The sequence below is a fragment of the Flavobacteriales bacterium genome (assembly GCA_021739695.1).
Classification (GTDB): domain Bacteria; phylum Bacteroidota; class Bacteroidia; order UBA10329; family UBA10329; genus UBA10329.
The window spans coordinates 16,706-35,318 of sequence record JAIPBM010000016.1 but is presented as its reverse complement, the minus strand read 5'-3'; the positions used below and the strand labels follow the sequence as shown (position 1 = coordinate 35,318).

Here is an 18,613-nt window from a genome sequence, read left to right as displayed (position 1 = left end):
CTTAAATGGATTCATCGCATTTCTACGAGCCTCCCATTTTTTGAAGATTCTGAAGGTCATTTTCTATCGAGAGGATCAGCAGACAAGTAGCAGTGCAGAACACCGGACTTGTAATGCAATGATGTCCATTCCAGCTTCCATCCTGATTCTGAATACGGACCATTTTCCCCGAAACATCATCGTACCAGTTTTTCCACGAATTGTCTTTCGCAATGACCAATCCTTCGCCTGTTTGCAAAAAGCTGAGGAATTCCTCGCCTCCGTTGTTGCCAAAACCACTCATCACATCTTCTCGCTGGGCTGTTTGCTTGGCGCTTTGGTAAACGTTGTAAGCCGCTGCCTTTTTTACCGCTTCGTCCTTGTTGTAACCTAGGTCTTCCAGATCAGAAGCCGTGACAGCTTGACCCCGCGATGGCATCTTGGCCTTATCCATCTGTTCCTGCACTTCTCTAGCCTCCTTCGCTGATGCGCGTGCCGAACCCGAAACGGAATAGAGCACAACGCCCGCACCTCGGTCGGTATTCACATTCCCACTTTCCGCATCATAATTGCTTTTCTGATAATCTCTGGCGAGCTCCAATTTCTTGGTATCCACCTTTGCCCCTGCAAATTCAGCCGCTTCCAAAGCGTTGGATGCAAGTGACGATTGCAACACGCCTGCCCAGCCTGCTCCTTGCGTGCTTCCATCAGCCATTTGTCCATTCTGGATTTTCACCACACAGACATTCAGCGCTTCTTTGATCCTTTTTCTCAGCGGATCATTGGCAGGCACTTTCTCCAACAGATTGGTCAAAAACTGCGAAGCCAACACCACATCGATGTTCTGTCCGAGTTTGGTTTGGATCTGCGTGCCGGTCAGGCTGGTGATGTTCAATGAGTTCGGGCTTGAATTCTCCACTTCCTTCAGAATGAATTCGACCGCCTTTTTCAGTTGCGCGCTGTAAGTTCCCTTATCGAGCGTGCTTCCATTGCGCAAAAGCGCCATTCCGACCATCGAAGTGGTTGCTGGGTCGGCAGCCACCGCGTGCGGGTCCATTTCCATTTGCTTGTAATGGCTTCCGGCTCCCCAACCGCCATTTTGCTGCTGCGCTGCGGCCATCCAACCCATGGCATGATCGATGGATTGCACAACCTTATCAGGGGTCTTGTACTGTGCGTAATTCTCGGTATTTTCTATTCCCATCATGGAATTGAACACGCAACCCTTTTCGCGTTCCACTGGTTTGGGCAAAAACCTATCTGGAAAGATGGAATAAAGCGATAAGAAAACAAGGGTTGATGCGGATGTGATAATGACTGCAAGCGTTTTCATGTTTTGTAGATTTTAGGTTAAACTTTCCCTTTGGATGCAGCGATTTTGGGAATTCCATAAAACGCTGAAGTCTAAAATGAAAACACAGGAAGGCAGCCCCATAAGCTGTGGGGGCCACCCTATTCCAATCAAAAAAGCTTAAGAAAATGAAAGGAGGAAGAACCTCAGCTCAATAAGGAATATCTCACCAAGAGAATTCCATCCCGCTTCCAGCGGACCCAGATGTCGTGGTCCACCTCCTTATCAGGATGAACCTGTAGCCAATCATCTTTCACAGAAATGGGATAGAAAATGCCATTGGCATCCACGCTTTCGTCTGGCGAGGCATGGTCCATCGGTTTGATGCGTGGTGGAAAATCGCTTGGGTTGAGCAATTCCACGGAATGCACGGTCAGTAAGAACTCTGACCATGTTGAATAACCTACGTCCTGTCTGTAAATCCAAGATGTCTGACCATTGCTCCTGTTCACGATCACTTCAATCCAATTCTGTTGGACAGTAACGGCCACCAACTGCAAAATGCCGTAATCGAGCTTCATGTATTGCGGCACAAACCATGGCGGAGCGGTGGCAATGTCAACGTAATGTTGCCCTGCTTTGAACGTAAGACTATCTATGGATTTCAGATTTTCGGGCAACTCAAAATGCTTAGGCTTGCTGTAAAAGCGCAGCACCTTTCCATCTTCTGGCGATATAGAAACGAGGCCAATTCCCATTTCCGTTCCATCTGCCAGTTTCAATAAAAGAGGGGCTGAAGGCGCTGGCTTCGTTGCCATGGCAATGGGCTCATTTGCCATTCCATTCCTCCTATTCTCCCCGAACAGTCCGACATTCTCCTGCTGTTTTTCCTTTTGCCGCTGCTTGAACTGATAGTGGAAAATGCCCCAAAGAATCACCGAAAACAGCGTCAGCACAATGGTTGTGATGAGCTTGGCCTTTTCGTTGAGCTTCCTCATAAGAACAATGGAGATTGCCAGTCCGATTCCCACTCCGAAAAATCCCAACATGGCTGCAGTCGCTGCACCAGCCAAACCATCACCAGCCTTAATGAAGAAGAATTTGGCGATTGTTCCACCCGAAATGAATCCGATGAACAGAAGCGAAAGAATCAGAAAGAATCCTACGACAAACTTTTTCATGACCTGAAAATAAGTCAAGAATATGGGAAATGGAGTAATCTCCGTCAAATGATAAGGATTGCAACTCTAGGCATTATGGGAGATGGCCCCCGCAATCACCATTCCCTAAGGTCAATTACCATTGCCCTCTTGCACGGTGCAGGAGAGCATCTCCCTAATTACGATTGCCATCTTACAAAGGGAGGAGAGGCCGGTTACAATGACGCGCTGTGTGTCAACGGAACGCAAAGAAAAACCCCAAATTCCTTCGGAAAATGCACACTTACGCGACCATGAACCGCACCTTGCTCATCGTAGAATTTGGCCCTTGAAGTAAGCGGCACAATCGCTTCGTGCCAAACATTCGGGTGGATGTAAAGCCCTTTTCCTCCTTCAACCAAGAATGCTTTGAAATGCTCGGGTTTCACATCATCGCCAGGAAGAGCCAACGCGGTCATGAAAGAACCGCCATCCAAAGGGAAGAACAATTGTCCGCCATCTGGGTGATAGTTGGCATGCCAAAGCAAGACCCGTTCTGGCTTTTCAGTTGAGGTTTCGGAAGCATCTTTCGGGTTCTTGCTCCATCCGAAAACGTACTGCGAATTAACTGCTTCGTTCTTGCCTTTGAAGACATCTCCATCCCAATAGAAAGTAAAATCGCCCGAAACCGTCCCTGCCTCATCGCCCGTTCCTTCATCAATTGGGCGGCCATTTGGCTTTGGCCATCGCACAATTTCCATGGGGTAATCCTTGTACTCATCAGCTTCAACCAACTTGCCATAACCCTCTAAGTTCTCTTGGGTGGCTTTGATGATCTGTACTTCGTGCCAAGGCAATTCTGCCGGTACGTCAGGATTGAGGTAATCGAGTTTCATGACCCAAAGCTACTTTTTCGGTAAAGAACCTTGGTTAAACCAATGTTAACCTAGATCAATCCACCCGAGCCAGAATGTACTTCTCGTCATGTTGTGTAAGATCCAAACCTATCTCTTCCGCTTCTTCGCTTACGCGAAGTGGAATAATGGCGTTGGTGATGAAATACAGCAAGTAGCTTCCTCCAAAAGTGAAGGCGCAAACGATGACCAGCGCCAACAGGTGATTTAGAAATAAAGTGGTCTCACCTGTTATCAATCCGCCATCCAACGCGAAAACGCCTGTCAGGATCATACCCACAATGCCACCGATTCCGTGGCATGGAAACACATCCAAGGTATCATCCAAAGTTGATTTTGACTTGATGTGAACTGCGATGTTCGAAACGATGCTGGCCGTGATGCCGATGGCGATGCTTGCACCGAAACTCACAAAACCTGCTGCTGGTGTGATGGCTACCAGACCGACCACCGCTCCGATGCTTCCGCCCAAGGCTGATGGTTTGCGTCCGCGAGCAGAATCGTAGACCAACCAAGCGAGCATAGCTGCAGCAGAAGCCAAATTGGTATTTACGAAAGCGGTTACTGCCAATTCATCGGCAGCCAAGGCTGAACCTGCGTTGAACCCGAACCACCCGAACCAGAGCAAGCCCGTTCCAAGCAAGACATACGGAATATTGACAGGCGTACTTTCCACTTTTTCCATGTGCACTTTTCTTCTTCCGAAGAACATGGCTCCGGCCAAAGCTGCCATTCCCGCTGAGATATGAACCACGGTTCCACCCGCAAAATCGAGCACACCCCATTTGTAAAGGAAACCTTCTGGATGCCAGGTCCAATGCGCCAATGGTGTGTAAATGAAAAGACAGAACAGCACCATGAAAAGCATGTAGCCCCAGAACTTGATGCGTTCGGCAAATGCACCGGTGATGAGCGCTGGCGTGATGATGGCGAATTTGAGCTGAAACGCAGCAAAAAGTACGAATGGAATTCCTGTGGCGATGGTAGAATGGGCTGCGGTTCCCACATTATTGAACATAAAGAAGGTGCGCGGATCACCGATGAATCCACCAATACTATCTCCAAAACTTAGACTGAAACCAACTACGAACCACAGAATGGTGATTACCCCAAGCGCCACAAAACTCTGAAGCATGGTGGAAATGATATTCTTGGCGGAGACCATTCCTCCGTAGAAATAGGAGAGGCCAGGCGTCATGATGAGCACAAGTCCCGATGCGGAAATAAGCCAAGCGATATCTCCCGAATCAAAATCACCTCCTGATGGATGAACTGTTGGAAAGAAAGCGGCAAAAAGGCCGATCAGCACCAACAGAAACAACGCTACAGTAGCATACGTTTTACTCATTTTTCGTCCCATCCCTTGCTATTTTAAAATATTCCGCAAAGAAAATGAGTTTTTAAAGCTTACACCCTATTTATCATAAGGGTTGCCCTGAAATTTTAAACAATACAAAAGAATATCTACTGAACAACCGGGAAGTAGATCGGATTACGTTCGTTATACCGCCTGATGTAGTACATGGAGGTTTGTTTCTGATCTCGTTTCGATTGCTCGTCAAATTCGGCAAGCAAGGCGCGATCGGGCGCCAACAGATTCTCCATTATACTCGGAGTGACCGAATTCAGATCTCCTTGCCCAAGTAGAATCAAACGGCCAGATGAGAATTCGAGCAGCATCTGAAGGTTTTGCGCCTCTTGGTAATAGGTTCCTGTGTTCGGATACATGGATCCAGAACCCATTCCCATCGACATACCATAGGAAGGCATCATGGCTCCAGGAGCTGGAGACATGTAGCGTGTAACGTATCTCACAGCTGTGAAATAGCTATAGGCACCGATTGAAAGTATGGGAAACCATCCACGATCTTGCCATTCGGCAGATCCATCTACGGTATTAAAACCGATGTATATCCTGTCATTTTTAGCGTAACCCCAAATTGATTGAATGCCAATGACACGCTCTTCGAGCAGATTATCGAAATAAACAACCGAATCGGTATCCAACACCAGTTCCAGATAATCCTTGTCGCGGATATCAAGATCGCTCAAAATATAAGTGACGGGTACAGGATTATTGTTCTTGAAATCTTGAAAAGAAAGATAAATCCCATCTTGGAATTTGAAATCAGGATTGTATTCTACGATCTGCTGCCCGAACACGATGCTTGGCAGTAGAAGAAAGAACCAAAGAACCCGATTTTTGAAGGTCATTCAATAGGAAGTTCCGTTTCTGTAGAATTGTTCACCAGCGAATCGACAGGTATAACCGATTGCTCAGCAGCCGAATCAATGCTTGCTTGACGAGGTAGATACCAGAACCACATGGTGAGCATTGCTAACACAAATGCAACAATACCGGAAACTAGAAAGAGGCGCTTGAACATGCTGCAAATTTATGGGTTAGTCAATTATTGGTCATGTACTACTTTTGACAAACGTAAATCCGATGAAAAACTACCTATCGCTCGTAAAGTTTTCGCACACCATTTTCGCGATGCCCTTTGCGATGATCGGTTTTTTCCTTGCCGTTCAGCTCACCTCTGCTTCGTTCGAACTTCATCTTTTGATAAAAGTCGTGCTTTGTATGGTTTTTGCGCGCAACGCAGCCATGGCATTCAATCGCTTCATCGACAGAAACATTGACGAAAAGAACCCACGCACAGCCATTCGCGAAATTCCGGCAGGAATCATTAACGCCAACGCAGCCCTGTGGTTTGTCATCTTGAACTCCGTTGCGTTCGTAGTCACCACGTATTTCATCAATCCATTGTGTTTGGCACTTTCGCCAGTTGCATTGGCCGTTGTGCTCGGATACAGCCTTACCAAGCGATATACAGCGCTTTGCCATCTGATCCTTGGTCTCGGGCTCAGTCTAGCACCGATCGGTGCGTACTTGGCTGTTGTCGGTCATTTCGACCTGTTGCCGTTGCTTTTTTCCTTAGCTGTGCTTTTTTGGGTTGGAGGATTCGACATCATCTATGCATTGCAGGATGAAGAGTTCGACCGCGAAAATGGACTTTTCTCCATTCCTGTGTGGCTCGGAAAACCAAAAGCATTGATGCTTTCGAATGTGTTGCACGCCATCACTGCAAGCCTTCTTTTTATTGCCGGAAGAACTGGAAATTTTGGATGGCTATATTGGATCGGGTACAGCATTTTTCTTTGCCTACTTATCTACCAGCATGCCATTGTAAAACCGAATGACCTCAGCAGGGTTAATTTGGCGTTTTTCACTACAAATGGTATTGCAAGCGTGCTGTTTGCCTCATTTGTTATCACTGATCTTTTCCTATGAAAACCGTTGTGAAATTCCCCGGACAGGATGTGCCTGAAGCATATTTTGATGTTCGTTTTGAAATCCTCAGAAAACCTCTTGGTTCGCCAAAAGGCTCTGAAAAATTAGCGGGCGATGATGAAGCGATCAATGCTTGGGTGGAAGACGATGGAAAGATCGTAGCAGTAGGTCGCGCGCATCTCATCCCAGAAGATGCTGACGGAAGCGCCATGGACGCGAAAGCTAAAAGCGCTTGTCCGCCATTTGAACCGCTTTGCGCAGATTATGCAATGATGGAGGACGATAGCGGCACCGAAATTCCGGCAGAAGGCCTTAGACCTGCCATTCAGATTCGGGCCATGGGAACGTTGGATGCATATCAGGGACAAGGCTTGGCAAGCGAAGTGCTTTCAACGTTAGAGACAGAAAGCATGGAACGTTGGGACGCAAAAACAGGCTGGCTCCAAGCACGAATTGTTGCCATTCCTTTTTATGAAGCAAATGGCTGGTGCTGTTTTGGGCCAGAATATGAGGTACCGAACGTTGGTCCACATTGCAGCATGTGGAAGAAATTTTAGAACTTGAACGAATAAGCTCGCTACATGAGAAATCTCATCATCATATTCCTCGCACTTCCTGTTTTGAGTTTGGCGCAAACGGCTAAGGTCAATCATTTCGCCATTGCCAAAGGAGCAACGATAAACATGAACAAACCAACGGAAGATTGGGAAATTCTGTTGCAGCATTTGGAAGCTCCAAAGCCTGGCGTATCAGGTAAACGAGCCGAACTAATGGAGAAAAAGAAGTGGGTGATGGAACGATATCCAGCCCAAACTTCTGAGTCACCGCGTGCTGCTGCCGGAAATGCTCCCGGTTTGGGACTCAACTTCGAAGGCAATAGCTTCAACGGTGTTCCAAACGACAACGACATGGCTATTTCGAATGATGGAAACATCGTTTCGGTGACGAATTCGAGAATTCACATGTACAACTCAAGCACCGAGCAGCAACTGCTTTTTCGATCATTGGGAAATATAGCCGACACACTCGACCTTTCAGGAAGCAAGTTCGACCCAAAAGTGGTTTACGACCCGAACAACAACCGTTTCGTGATGGTTTTTCTGAACGGTTTCACATGGCAAACGAGCTGGATTGTGGTTGGATTCAGTAGAACATCTGATCCAACAGGAGATTGGAACATGTATGCTTTACCTGGTAATCCGTTGGGGAATGAAACGTGGGCGGATTATCCCGTTATCGGAATTTCGGGTAAGGATCTTTTTATCGGCATCAATACGTTTACCAACGGCTCTTCGAACAACTCTGGTTTTACGGAAACCTGCCTATGGCAAGTTGGATTGAAAGAAGGTTACTTGGGATTTGAACTCATCACGAATTATTACAACGACATTCTTCCTCAGTCCAAGAAAATCTTCAATATCACTCCGATGTCTCCAGCAGATGCATCTACATCGGAAGACATGTTCCTGCTTTCTAACCGAAATACGAGTGCGGAAAATGACAGCATTTTCGTCCTTCATGTAACAGGCCGTGTTTCCGACCCGAACACGGAACTGGAAGTTCGAACCATTCAAGCTGACCAACCGTACATCCTTCCCGTTCCGGCAAAGCAAGCCGGCAACCATTGGTTCGACACGAATGATAGTCGCATCTTGGGCGGCTACACACTAAATGGAAGGATCTATTTCGTACAGAGCTGCACCGATCCAGCCACTGGAACTTCAGCAATCTATCATGGCGTTATTGACAATGCAGCCGAGGCTCCAACCATGGTTTCACGTATTTACAGCGAACCGAACCTCTACCTTGGTTATCCGAACATCTCATGGACAGGGCTCAGTGCGAATGATGAGCAATCGATCATCACTTTCAACCATACAAGCGAAACGGAGTTTGCAGGTTTCAGCGCCATTCACGTCAATGGAGATTTAGAACGATCCGACCGTGTTCAAATAAAAGAAGGTCTGGGATTCGTGAACGTGATGAATGACACGCTGGAACGCTGGGGAGATTACTCAGGTTCGCAACGGGTTTACAACCAACCTGGAAAGGTTTGGGCCGCTGGCTCGTTCGGAAGTGCTGCGCATGGGCATGGCACGTGGCTGGCCGAACTCACCACGCCTGACCTATCCACTGGAATTCACAACCTCAGTAAGGACGCTGAGCAAGCACTCGTTTTTCCGAATCCCGTAACGAGCGGCTTGCAGGTGGAATTTGAACTCGAAAAAGCCACTTTACTTCGTTTGGAATTGGTTGATATTGAAGGTCGCACCGTTAAGTTGCTTCTGGAAGACCGAATCAAAGCAGGGAAGAATCGCCTTTCCTTCAATGCGGATTTCCTTTCTTCTGGCACTTATTTCCTGAACGCTTATGACAATCAGAAACTGGTATTCAGCAATAAGCTGATCAAACAATAAATTGAAAAATCCATTCCTTATCGCAGGATTGGCGCTGCTGGTATTTTTCCTTGCAGGATGGATTTACATTCATCGCTCGATTGAAATCGAAAATGTACCGATCATACTGGGACACGGTGGAATGGGTGTTCGCTCTTCCATTCCATTAGATTCGAAACGATCGATTCAAGAAGCACTTTCCTATCCGATCAATGGAACTGAGCTTGATGTGAAAATGACGCATGATTCAGTTTTAGTTTCATTCCACGATGGCTCGCTTGATAAAGCCACCCAATGTTCGGGAACAGTGGCTTCTAAAACTTTCAGCGAACTGAATTCTTGCCAAACATCAGGCTGGTTCAGCTCAGAACCCATTTCAGATCTAGCTAGCATTTTGAACGGAAATTGGCGCGATGGCACCATTTTCTCGTTAGACCTAAAACCAGATGAAGGTGTTGACATGAAAGTATTCGTTCGTCAGTTGAACTCGATAACCAGCACATTTCCCCAATACCGTTTTCTCATAGAATCTCAAGACCTACAACTTCTATCCATTGTAAAAACTGCTGGCGTAAATGCCGAGTTGTTCTACTATGCGCACGAACCGACTGCAGACATTGATCAAGCTGTGAAATCCAATTTGGATGGGATTTCAATTGAAATGAATTTATTGAAGCCCGAAGATGTTGAACGTGCTAAAAATGCAGGAATCAAAGTGATGATCTGGGGTTGTGGCGATGTTTTCTCCAATCGAAAGGCATTGCTCCTATCGGCAGATATCATTCAAACTGACGATATTGCTTCCATGATGCGAATCTTACCTTAAAACTGATGCAGACGCTTCGTAATGCCATAGAGAAAGAAATCACGTATCGAACATCGAGAAGTTCGGGCAGTGGCGGACAGAACGTGAATAAGGTGGAAACCAAAGTAAGCGCTCAATTTAACGTTTCCGAATCTCAGGTGTTGGATGAGAACCAACGAGCACGAGTTGCCTTACGTTTAAAGAACCGCATTAATTCAGACGGGATTTTATCTGTTGATAGTTCAGAAACCCGATCTCAGATCAGAAACAAATCATTTGCAACCGAAAGGCTGATTGAACTGGTGATCCTGGCGCTCAAAAAGAAGAAACTCCGAAAGAAAACTGCTATTCCTGAATCAGTAAAACGAAAACGATTGGAGGATAAGAAAGTCCGCTCGGAAAAAAAGAGCCGAAGAGGATTTAACCCTCGATCACTTCTCTAGCGTTATGGTATAATCCCAGTTCTGATTAGCATCCACAACAATATTGTAAGATGCCACTTGTCTGTTCTCCGTATCAACCGTTCGTACCCAGATCATATCTGGATCTGAGGTACGATCAATAATGATCTCGTCTTCGTTGGCTTCCCAAGTGAAAGTGCCAGTTTGCGAATAAGTAGTTCCGGCAAACACAAAACTGTAGTCTTGCTCTCCTCTTCCGTTGCTTTTGAACTCAACGGTCCCAGTCGGGTTTTGATCTGCTCCGGTAAAAACAGAAAAGCCATTGACATTCAATGTCCCTTCAACCTTGGTCACGCTCCAAGTACCAAAAAGCACCTTATCAAGATTCTTGTTACAGGAATTGAAAGATACGAGCACAATGGATACAAGGAGAACAGAAAGAAGTCGCTTCATAGATTTTTATTTAAAACACAAAGCTAGTTGCAAAGAAGGTTCCTCGACCATAAATGATCAAGGAACCTTTTGTAATAATTGTTACTTGTTGATGATCATGCGCTCGGTCAACGCATTCGTTCCATTGGAAAGGGAATATGTGTAAAGACCAGAGCTCAAGTTGCTTCCGTCAAATAGGATTCTATTCTCTCCTTGCTTGGCAGGAACAGCCATTCTGGCAACTTCTCTACCTGAGGCATCGCGCACAATGAATGTGAAGTTATCCTGAATGTTGCTTTGAAAAGAGATCAGCGAATTTCCAGTTGTAGGATTTGGAACGCTTTGCCCCAAGGAGAATCCATAACGGTTCAAATCTTCAATGCCAAGATATGGTCCAGTAAGCACGAATGTTTCAGAAGCTGTTAATCCATTGGCATCCTCAACATTGATCGTGTATGTTCCTGGTTGAAGGTTCAATCGATCTTCGCTTGTTGGTCCATCAGCCCATGAAATAGTGTAAGGAAGTGTTCCTCCAGTGATGGTCACATCGATGTTTCCGTAGATGTAGTTGTTCTGGAAATCCAAGGTTGGATTACTGACAATACCGGTAATAACCAAGTTGTTGGTCAATTCAGGGAAACAATCCTTGAACGTGATCAAAATCGGTTCGCCAAATGCAGAGCACTCAGGGCTCACAGAAGGAAAATTACTTGGAAGTGGTGGAATATTGAAGCTGATAGTCACGGTTTGACCAGGATTGGCGGTCACGTCAACACCTTCAATCAAATAGGTTTCATCCTCAGTAATAAGGTTACAACTATCAACAGAGTTGATGACAACGAAATCTGGCACCGACATATCCAACGCAGTAGTTCCGGTGTTCGTCACACTGATTGTCCAAACGCCATTTGGATTACCACGGAACAGATCCGTCAGTGCCAAACAAGGAAGTCCGCCAGCAAGATCAAGTAACTGTTGTGTGATTGGAAGACCGAATGCGATCGCATCATTCACATTCAACGTTGAGTTATCTGGGAAGGTGAAAACCATTGGAAAAATCTCCCAGTTATCATCAGCAGCGCTTAATGCTGGGCATATTTCCGCATAAGGAGAACATCCTTGAAGTGTATCGTAAGTCAGCGGTGTTACGTTCGGATTTTCAATTGCAAATGGCGTTACGTAATAACTTCCAGAAGCAACGCTGTCTGCGTAGCTTACGCAGTTGCGCGAAAAATCAACCACTGGACCATATTCAGATAAAATCTGTCCATTATCTCCAGCCATCGTGGCGCTTTGCTGATCTGTTACTGGACCAGCAGACTGAGGTGTTACCGCCCAAGCAATTGTGCTGAAAGGATTCACTTCAAAGCCACTCGCATCGAAAGTCACCATATCACCACAGCAAAGTGTGTCATTATTGAGTGGTTGAATTGAAGCCGGCAGGCATAAAGAATATTCTGTAGACTGACCTGAAGCGCAAAGTCCACCGTTCAAGTAAATAGCCGCATATGGGCCAACACCAACATTCGCTAGTGTATCTCCTGTTTCGCCCTGAACCACAACGCCATCAACATACCATTCTACGTCATATCCATTCGGATTATTGGTAACCTCCATATTACCCGTGTTACTATTGTACGCAATGACGGGAGGCAATGGATTTGTGAATAATTGAACAAGTGCAGAATCTGATTCAATTCCACAGTAGTAGTTGGTATCGATGATCAATAGAGCATAGTAATCAGTTTCGTTAACCCAAACAGCAATTGAATCGGAAATAAACGAACCGGCCTGTTTCCATTGATATTGATACGGACCTGCTGGACCAGAAATCAGAATTGAATCTCCAACACAAACCTCCTGAGCTGGACTGAAAACTAACTGCGGTTGAGCAGGAATTGGAAAAACAGAAACGGTGTCTGTTGTGGTGTAAACCGTTTCCACTTCTGTACCGATAGTAACGGTGCCGAAACCTTCTTGATTACCATTTACGAATGTGCTGAACTGAAAGGTGCCTGTGCTCGTGACGTTAAGCGAAAAAACACCGAGGTTGTCATCTGCAGAAGTTCCGTCAGAATCCCAGAATTGGAACGACAAAAGGTTGTTTTCAAGAACCAGACCCTGATTTGTCCATGATTGCGACAAGCTATTGCTTCCTGCACTTGACTGCACGCTTTGGTTTCCGTTTGTGAATGTGTAGTAAATATCAGGCGAGCCCTGACAAACACCTAGGAATGAAATTTCCTCAACATCACCACACCAGTTTGAACCTGCTGCTGTAAAGTCGATGTCTGTAACTACATAATTGTAAACGGTCGTTACCAACTCAGGATAAAAATCACCTGGAGTTGTATACGATTGAACTGGTGGAGTTGCGCTTGTAGACGTGTTGCCATTTCCAAAATCCCAATCGTAAGTTGTTGGTTGCAAAGGCTCAAAATTCAACAGCCCTTCGTAAGTCACATCCAAACTTCCGCAAGCAGAAGGAGGATTGAAACTGAAGCAGCAGTTGCCACCCGGTGCAGGATCAATGGTCAATGGAATTGTAAATCCTGTTGGCTGATTGATCGTTCCAATTGGCGTACCAACATTGGCCACAACCGAAATAACGATATTGTAGTTTCCAGGAACCGTTGGCGTTCCACACATTTTAACGCAGCCACGTTGAGTTAGCGGATCGGTGGTAACGGTGTAAGCACAACCTGGCTGATCGCACTGATAACTCAAACCTTGCGGCATTCCTGTTACGCTGGTAACTGTAATCGTGTTAAGCGTTACAGACTGTCCTGAAGCAGCGTCCACAAAATCCCGAGGCATGAAAAAGGTAGCGTTCTCATCATAATAAACGCCTTGCATTCCATTTGGAAGTACGGCAGGACATAAAGCCGGTGCCACAGGACTTACGCCAACACCGCAGGTGGCATCGATGGTACAACCAGGACATTGAGCATCGGCCGTGTTCGTTTGAAACGTGACAAATGCAATTACAAATGCAATAAGAGTAGCTATTCTTTTCATTTTCATTGATTTAAAGCGATGCGAAAATACTTTTTTAATGCAGTTGACAATCGTGTCAACCATTGACATTTAACGAATTCGTAACCAATACGACAGACGGACAATTGCGTCAGCGTTGCTTTAGCGCTGACATACCTGATTGAAATCGCAGGTTTGACAGGTCATTCGATCTTCGGTCTGTTCAAATGAGTTTTCTGGACTGAACAGATCTTGAAGCAATTCCGTGATTCGCTCCTTGCCGTAATCAACCAAAGCAGCATCATGCAGTTCAATCTTGTTTTCGGACACCGAAATCGGACGCTCCACTTGCTGTGAACGCAAGTAAAACACCGTTGGCTTAATCGAATTGATTGGTTGATTTTCTGAATACATCACCAAATAAGTGAGTAACTGAAAAGCATGATCGGCCTTACTGGAGTCAAAATCCTCCAACTGCTTTATTTCCGTTTTCTTATCGAACGAACCCGTTTTATAGTCGATCAATCGGACGGTGCCATCAGAAAGTCTGTCAATCCTATCTGCCATTCCTTTTAGATTGATGGTCACGGATTGCTCATCAAGGTTTAACTGATAGCTGCTTGAAAGTACTGTTTCCAATTCCAATGGAGTGATGATGTTGCCAGACCGAATGGTCTTCAGATCGTGGTCCAACACACGATTTACGTAGGAAGATGCCACTTCAAAGATCAACAGATTCTTTCCTGTCAACTCATTTCCTGTGGCCAACTGTTTGGCGAAATTGCTTTTTAAAATAGGATCGAATCTTTTTTTGGCTGCTTGGAGTATCGCTTCAGAAAGCGGCCTATTCAGATACGGTTTGTACAGTTCTTCCAAGGTATCGTGAACTGCCGTTCCGAATTTGGCGTGATCCATTTCTTCGGTTAGCTTATCGGGCTCTCCAATGCCAGCGATGTAGCGGAAATAATATTTGAGGGAACAGCTCCTGTACGTGTTCAGAGCCGAAGGCGAAAACCCTTTTTCGGCCAATTGTTGGAGCTTGGCGAATTCGTGATCTGTTTTTTGGATGCTTATCGGCAGCGCTAATCCTCCAAATGGAATTTCCTGGTCTACATTCCACTGATGCAAGGTGATGTTGTCCTTTTTCTCCATCAACAATTGCCGAACGTAGCGACTCATCTCCCCTCTTCCAAGCGAATCGGTGTCTTGATCATAAATGAGATAAACCTTCTTTGCTCGCTGCAACAAGCGATAGAAATGGTAAGCAGTAACCGCATCGCGCTCGTTCTGACAAGCCAATCCATACGCTCTTCGAATATCGAAAGTGAAATACGAATTGGAATGTGCATTGGAAGGCAGATTTCCCTCGTTCACCCCAAGCATGATCACTTCCTCAAAATCGAGGTTACGCGTTTCGAGCATTCCCATCACCTGCAAACCTTTGAGCGGCTCGCCCACAAAATCAAGTTGTTGTCCGCGCAGCAATTGTTTCCAGAACGAATGCAAGGTTTTTATAGAATCGATGCTTCCGAATTCGGCTGTGAGATCGATAAGCCGTTGCGTTTGTGTTGCAAGCAAAAACAGGAATTCACCTTCCAACGAAGCATCTTCCGCTTCTCGCAAACTGTTTCCGAAGTACTGAAGGATGCGCTGCAAACCCAAAAGAAATCCAGCAACGGATGACATTTCGTTATTGAAGATCATAGCGGAAATGGCAGAACCCTGCAATTCTTCCACGCTGAAATAAACCTGCTTTCGCAATTTCAGTTGATTGGCAAGTTTATCTTCGGTCAATTTCAAAAACGCACCTTCGGCCAAGGCAGCCACATCAGCGTGATAAAAGCGACTTCCGTGCTCCCTGAATCGAGTGTAAAGGGCAAACAGATGTTCCACAAACGTGGCGCTTTGCGAATAGGTCAAACCATAACCCATTGTGATGTTCACGCCATTCAGATCGGCTGGAATTGCGCTTAAAAGCGGAATCAGCAACTGCTCATCGTTCAGAACTACTGCCGAATTCGCCATCACCGTATCTCGTTCAGCCATCAAACGTCTGTTCAAGATCGTTCCTGCAACGAACGCTTGCGTCATGTTCCGTTGCGTGGCAATGAGATGAATTTCTTTAGGATCAGTGGAAAGTCGATTGCCCTTCCATAGAAAATCGGCAGCAATTTTGAGTTCGCTTTCGCCACTTCGGAATCGCCTGATGTAATGCCCTGCTTCGTGCATCGGATCATCAGCATAGAACGAATCCATGTCCCAAAATATCTTGGCTTTGCCTGATTGTTGCCAAGCATTCAGCATTTTCTCTTCCGAAATAGTAAGTGCGTTGAAACCCGCAAACCATATCCGTTCGAAATGTGTGTTGGCAATAACCGTTTCGATGTTTTCGGCCACCGAACGGAACGCCATTCCTTGATATCCGACCTTTCTGCCGTTCAAAACCTCGCGAAGCTGCTGATAGAAAGGATAAAGCTGCTTCACAAAATCGAGGTGTTTTTGCTGGAATTCGGTGGCTTTTCCCGTTTCCGGATTCCATCTTGAAATACGTTCTACAGCATGCAGTTGCTGAAAAATATCTTCCGCATCGATCAGGTTCAGATCCAATTCGTTGATATCTGAAAGGAATGTTGGCGCCCAATTGGCAAACTGTTCAATGGTCTGCGGATCGGTTACCGACTGCCGATAAACCTCATAGAAACTGAACAGCAACGTGGTCTGATCGGCCTTGACAATGTCTGACAGTTGGAATACAAAATCTTCGATAGAAAGAATTGATGGCGCCCAAATGGCCCGATCGCTTTGCCTAGAAATGGCATCGCGAAGAAACACGCCTGCTCTGCGGTTTGGCAGCACGATACAGGTCTTCGAAATATCGTTGGAACCGTCCTTCAGCAGCTCCTCAGCAATCTCATCCAAAAAGGTTTTCATCGGGGATCAAGGTAACATTCGCTCGATAATTGATGCACAGGTGTTGATAATTAACACGCGACTGTGTGCAAAGAATGAGGTGTTCTTTGAACTTCGCAGGAAACTCAGAATACCTTCACTCCATGGAAATATTCTTGCATTCAGAAACTTGGATTGCGCTTCTTACGCTAACCTTTCTCGAAATCGTTCTCGGAATCGACAACATCATTTTCATATCCATTGTAACAGACAAACTGCCCATAAACGAACAGGCAAAAGGACGGAACATCGGCCTTATGCTAGCACTTGTTTTTCGCATCGGCTTGTTGCTCGGCATTACCTGGATCATTGGTTTCTCAGAACCATTGTTCACCGTTTTTGAACATGCGGTAAGCGGCCGCGACCTGATTCTGATGGCTGGAGGACTTTTCCTGTTGGGCAAAAGCACAACCGAAATCCACCACAAATTGGAAGGTGTGAATGAAGACCAAGAACAAAAAGTAGCGAAAAAGGCCTTGTCCCTCTCCAACGCACTTATCCAGATAGTAGCACTTGACATGGTTTTCAGCTTCGATTCCATTCTAACGGCCATCGGACTTACAGAGCACGTACTTATTATGATTGGTGCGGTCGTACTTTCCATGATCGTGATGATGCTGTTTTCGGGCGTTATCAGCAAATTCATCAATCAGCACCCTACTCTTCAGATTCTCGCACTCGCGTTCCTTATTCTTATTGGTTTTATGCTGATTTTGGATGCATTGGGTTTCCATGTGCCAAAAGGATACATCTATTTCGCAGTTGCTTTTTCACTCGTGGTGGAAATGGTGAACATGCGATTACGAAAATCGAAGAGTGCCGTTAAACTCAACAAACACATGACTGCTGACGATGAATAAGATATTGACCACACTCATTACCAGCGTGCTGCTGTGCACCGCTTCGTTTGCCGTTGAGTCGCAATTGGAAAAGGCGAAGATTCTGATCGCATCCAACAAAACCCGCGAAGCAATTCCGATCTTGGAAGAATTGATGAAAGCAGATGCCACGGCAGCACCGAATAACTATTTCCTCGGAATGTGCTTGGTAAAAGAGGGAATTAGGATTGAAGAAGCGGTTGGTTATCTCGAAAAAGCCGCTGACGATTATAGCAAGACGGATATCGACCCAGGCATGGGCGAACCTGAATTCTGCTGGTACTATTTGGTGATTGCTTACAGTAGATTGAAAGACTGCGATAAAGCCTTGGACCGCTACAATAAGTTTGTGCAGGTTTTCTCTCAAGGAGATCCATTTTACACCAATGAGGCTGTGAAATGGATTGAACTCTGCCACGAACCAATGCGCATGGCGCAAGAGATCAAAACACGGAATTACATCAACACGCATTCTTCCAATTACCTAAAAGACCGTTTGGTAAGCATGCAACCAGACGAGCCCGAAGTAGTGACGCGCGAAGTGAATTACACCACCAATTCGGTGCTTTATGGTGTTCAAGTAAGCGCGTCCATCAATCCTGCTTACACGATTGAATTTCCGAAACTGAAAAATGTGGGGGTTTATGTAGATGAGAACAAGATCTACCGATACGTTATCGGAAATCTGAGCTTCCGTTCGCAGGCAGAAGAGTTGTTGGAAGAAGTGCGTTCCAATGGTTATCCAGATGCATTCATTGTAGATATCAATCAACCGGAGCGTTACGGAGAAGAAGTGGTTTCGCTCAACGACCACAACATTCACTCCGACCTGAAAGGCAAAATTGAATTCCGTGTACAGATCGGTGCGTTTGCAGAAACGCTTCCAAAAGACCTACGCTCTTATTATTTTGAAGTGGACAAACTAAAGGAAGTGCGCGAAAACGACCTCACCATTCTCACCGCTGGTAAATTCGATACTTACGAAGAAGCACAGAAACATCGCGACATGTTGCAGCAGCAAGGGCTGACCGATGCGTTCGTCACCGCTTTCAATCGCAAAAAACGCGTTCCTGTCAACGTGGCACTTAAGTTTTTGAATGGAACCGAGAAAGAGGAACTCACTCCTCAAAAACGAGGAAAAAAATAGAGTTCGTT

At 45.7% G+C, this 18,613-nt stretch carries 16 protein-coding genes; 7 read left to right on the top strand and 9 right to left on the bottom strand.

Annotated features, from left to right (window positions below; genetic code table 11):
- Positions 1-22: 22 nt before the first annotated feature.
- From K9J17_11020 to K9J17_10995, 6 genes are all read right to left on the bottom strand, one after another.
- Complete coding sequence (locus K9J17_11020; protein MCF8277254.1) at positions 23-1,312, bottom strand: hypothetical protein; 1,290 nt, start codon at positions 1,310-1,312, stop codon at positions 23-25.
- A gap of 164 nt (positions 1,313-1,476) precedes the next feature.
- Positions 1,477-2,451 carry a hypothetical protein gene (locus tag K9J17_11015; GenBank protein MCF8277253.1) on the bottom strand — a complete coding sequence of 325 codons (975 nt, stop codon included), beginning with the start codon at positions 2,449-2,451 and terminating at the stop codon, positions 1,477-1,479.
- A 194-nt stretch (positions 2,452-2,645) separates the two neighbouring features.
- On the bottom strand, positions 2,646-3,305 hold the full coding sequence (locus tag K9J17_11010; protein ID MCF8277252.1) for an ureidoglycolate lyase: 660 nt from the start codon (positions 3,303-3,305) through the stop codon (positions 2,646-2,648).
- 55 nt (positions 3,306-3,360) lie between these two features.
- Positions 3,361-4,671, bottom strand: a complete 1,311-nt coding sequence (locus tag K9J17_11005; GenBank protein MCF8277251.1) for an ammonium transporter — start codon at positions 4,669-4,671, stop codon at positions 3,361-3,363.
- A 116-nt stretch (positions 4,672-4,787) separates the two neighbouring features.
- On the bottom strand, positions 4,788-5,537 hold the full coding sequence (locus K9J17_11000; protein ID MCF8277250.1) for a hypothetical protein: 750 nt from the start codon (positions 5,535-5,537) through the stop codon (positions 4,788-4,790).
- Positions 5,534-5,710, bottom strand: coding sequence for a hypothetical protein (locus K9J17_10995; protein MCF8277249.1), 177 nt, complete (start codon positions 5,708-5,710; stop codon positions 5,534-5,536). Before K9J17_10995 ends, K9J17_11000 begins: the two co-directional genes overlap by 4 nt.
- Positions 5,711-5,772: 62 nt before the next feature.
- Between K9J17_10995 and ubiA the strand changes: the two genes are divergently transcribed.
- Genes ubiA through arfB form a run of 5 tightly spaced genes read left to right on the top strand, consistent with a single transcriptional unit; the run spans position 5,773 to position 10,265 of the window.
- Entirely contained in the window at positions 5,773-6,621 is an 849-nt protein-coding gene (gene ubiA, locus K9J17_10990) for a putative 4-hydroxybenzoate polyprenyltransferase (protein MCF8277248.1), read from the top strand.
- Positions 6,618-7,178 carry a GNAT family N-acetyltransferase gene (locus K9J17_10985; protein ID MCF8277247.1) on the top strand — a complete coding sequence of 187 codons (561 nt, stop codon included), beginning with the start codon at positions 6,618-6,620 and terminating at the stop codon, positions 7,176-7,178. Before ubiA ends, K9J17_10985 begins: the two co-directional genes overlap by 4 nt.
- A gap of 24 nt (positions 7,179-7,202) precedes the next feature.
- Positions 7,203-9,038, top strand: coding sequence for a T9SS type A sorting domain-containing protein (locus K9J17_10980; protein ID MCF8277246.1), 1,836 nt, complete (start codon positions 7,203-7,205; stop codon positions 9,036-9,038).
- Between the two features lies 1 nt (position 9,039).
- A complete protein-coding gene (locus tag K9J17_10975) occupies positions 9,040-9,843 on the top strand; it encodes a hypothetical protein (protein ID MCF8277245.1) in 804 nt (267 codons plus the stop codon).
- A gap of 5 nt (positions 9,844-9,848) precedes the next feature.
- Positions 9,849-10,265 (top strand): aminoacyl-tRNA hydrolase, encoded by a 417-nt coding sequence (arfB, locus tag K9J17_10970; protein MCF8277244.1) that lies wholly within the window; start codon positions 9,849-9,851, stop codon positions 10,263-10,265.
- Here arfB and K9J17_10965 read toward each other — a convergent pair.
- From K9J17_10965 to K9J17_10955, 3 genes are all read right to left on the bottom strand, one after another.
- Entirely contained in the window at positions 10,254-10,676 is a 423-nt protein-coding gene (locus tag K9J17_10965) for a hypothetical protein (protein MCF8277243.1), read from the bottom strand. The genes arfB and K9J17_10965 overlap by 12 nt on opposite strands.
- An 81-nt stretch (positions 10,677-10,757) precedes the next feature.
- Positions 10,758-13,673: a T9SS type A sorting domain-containing protein gene (locus tag K9J17_10960; GenBank protein ID MCF8277242.1), complete on the bottom strand. Its 2,916-nt coding sequence runs from the start codon at positions 13,671-13,673 to the stop codon at positions 10,758-10,760.
- Between the two features lie 120 nt (positions 13,674-13,793).
- Complete coding sequence (locus K9J17_10955; protein ID MCF8277241.1) at positions 13,794-16,562, bottom strand: PD-(D/E)XK nuclease family protein; 2,769 nt, start codon at positions 16,560-16,562, stop codon at positions 13,794-13,796.
- 122 nt (positions 16,563-16,684) lie between these two features.
- Between K9J17_10955 and K9J17_10950 the strand changes: the two genes are divergently transcribed.
- A complete protein-coding gene (locus K9J17_10950) occupies positions 16,685-17,440 on the top strand; it encodes a TerC family protein (protein MCF8277240.1) in 756 nt (251 codons plus the stop codon).
- Positions 17,433-18,605, top strand: coding sequence for a hypothetical protein (locus K9J17_10945; protein MCF8277239.1), 1,173 nt, complete (start codon positions 17,433-17,435; stop codon positions 18,603-18,605). Before K9J17_10950 ends, K9J17_10945 begins: the two co-directional genes overlap by 8 nt.
- The last annotated feature ends 8 nt before the right edge of the window (positions 18,606-18,613 follow it).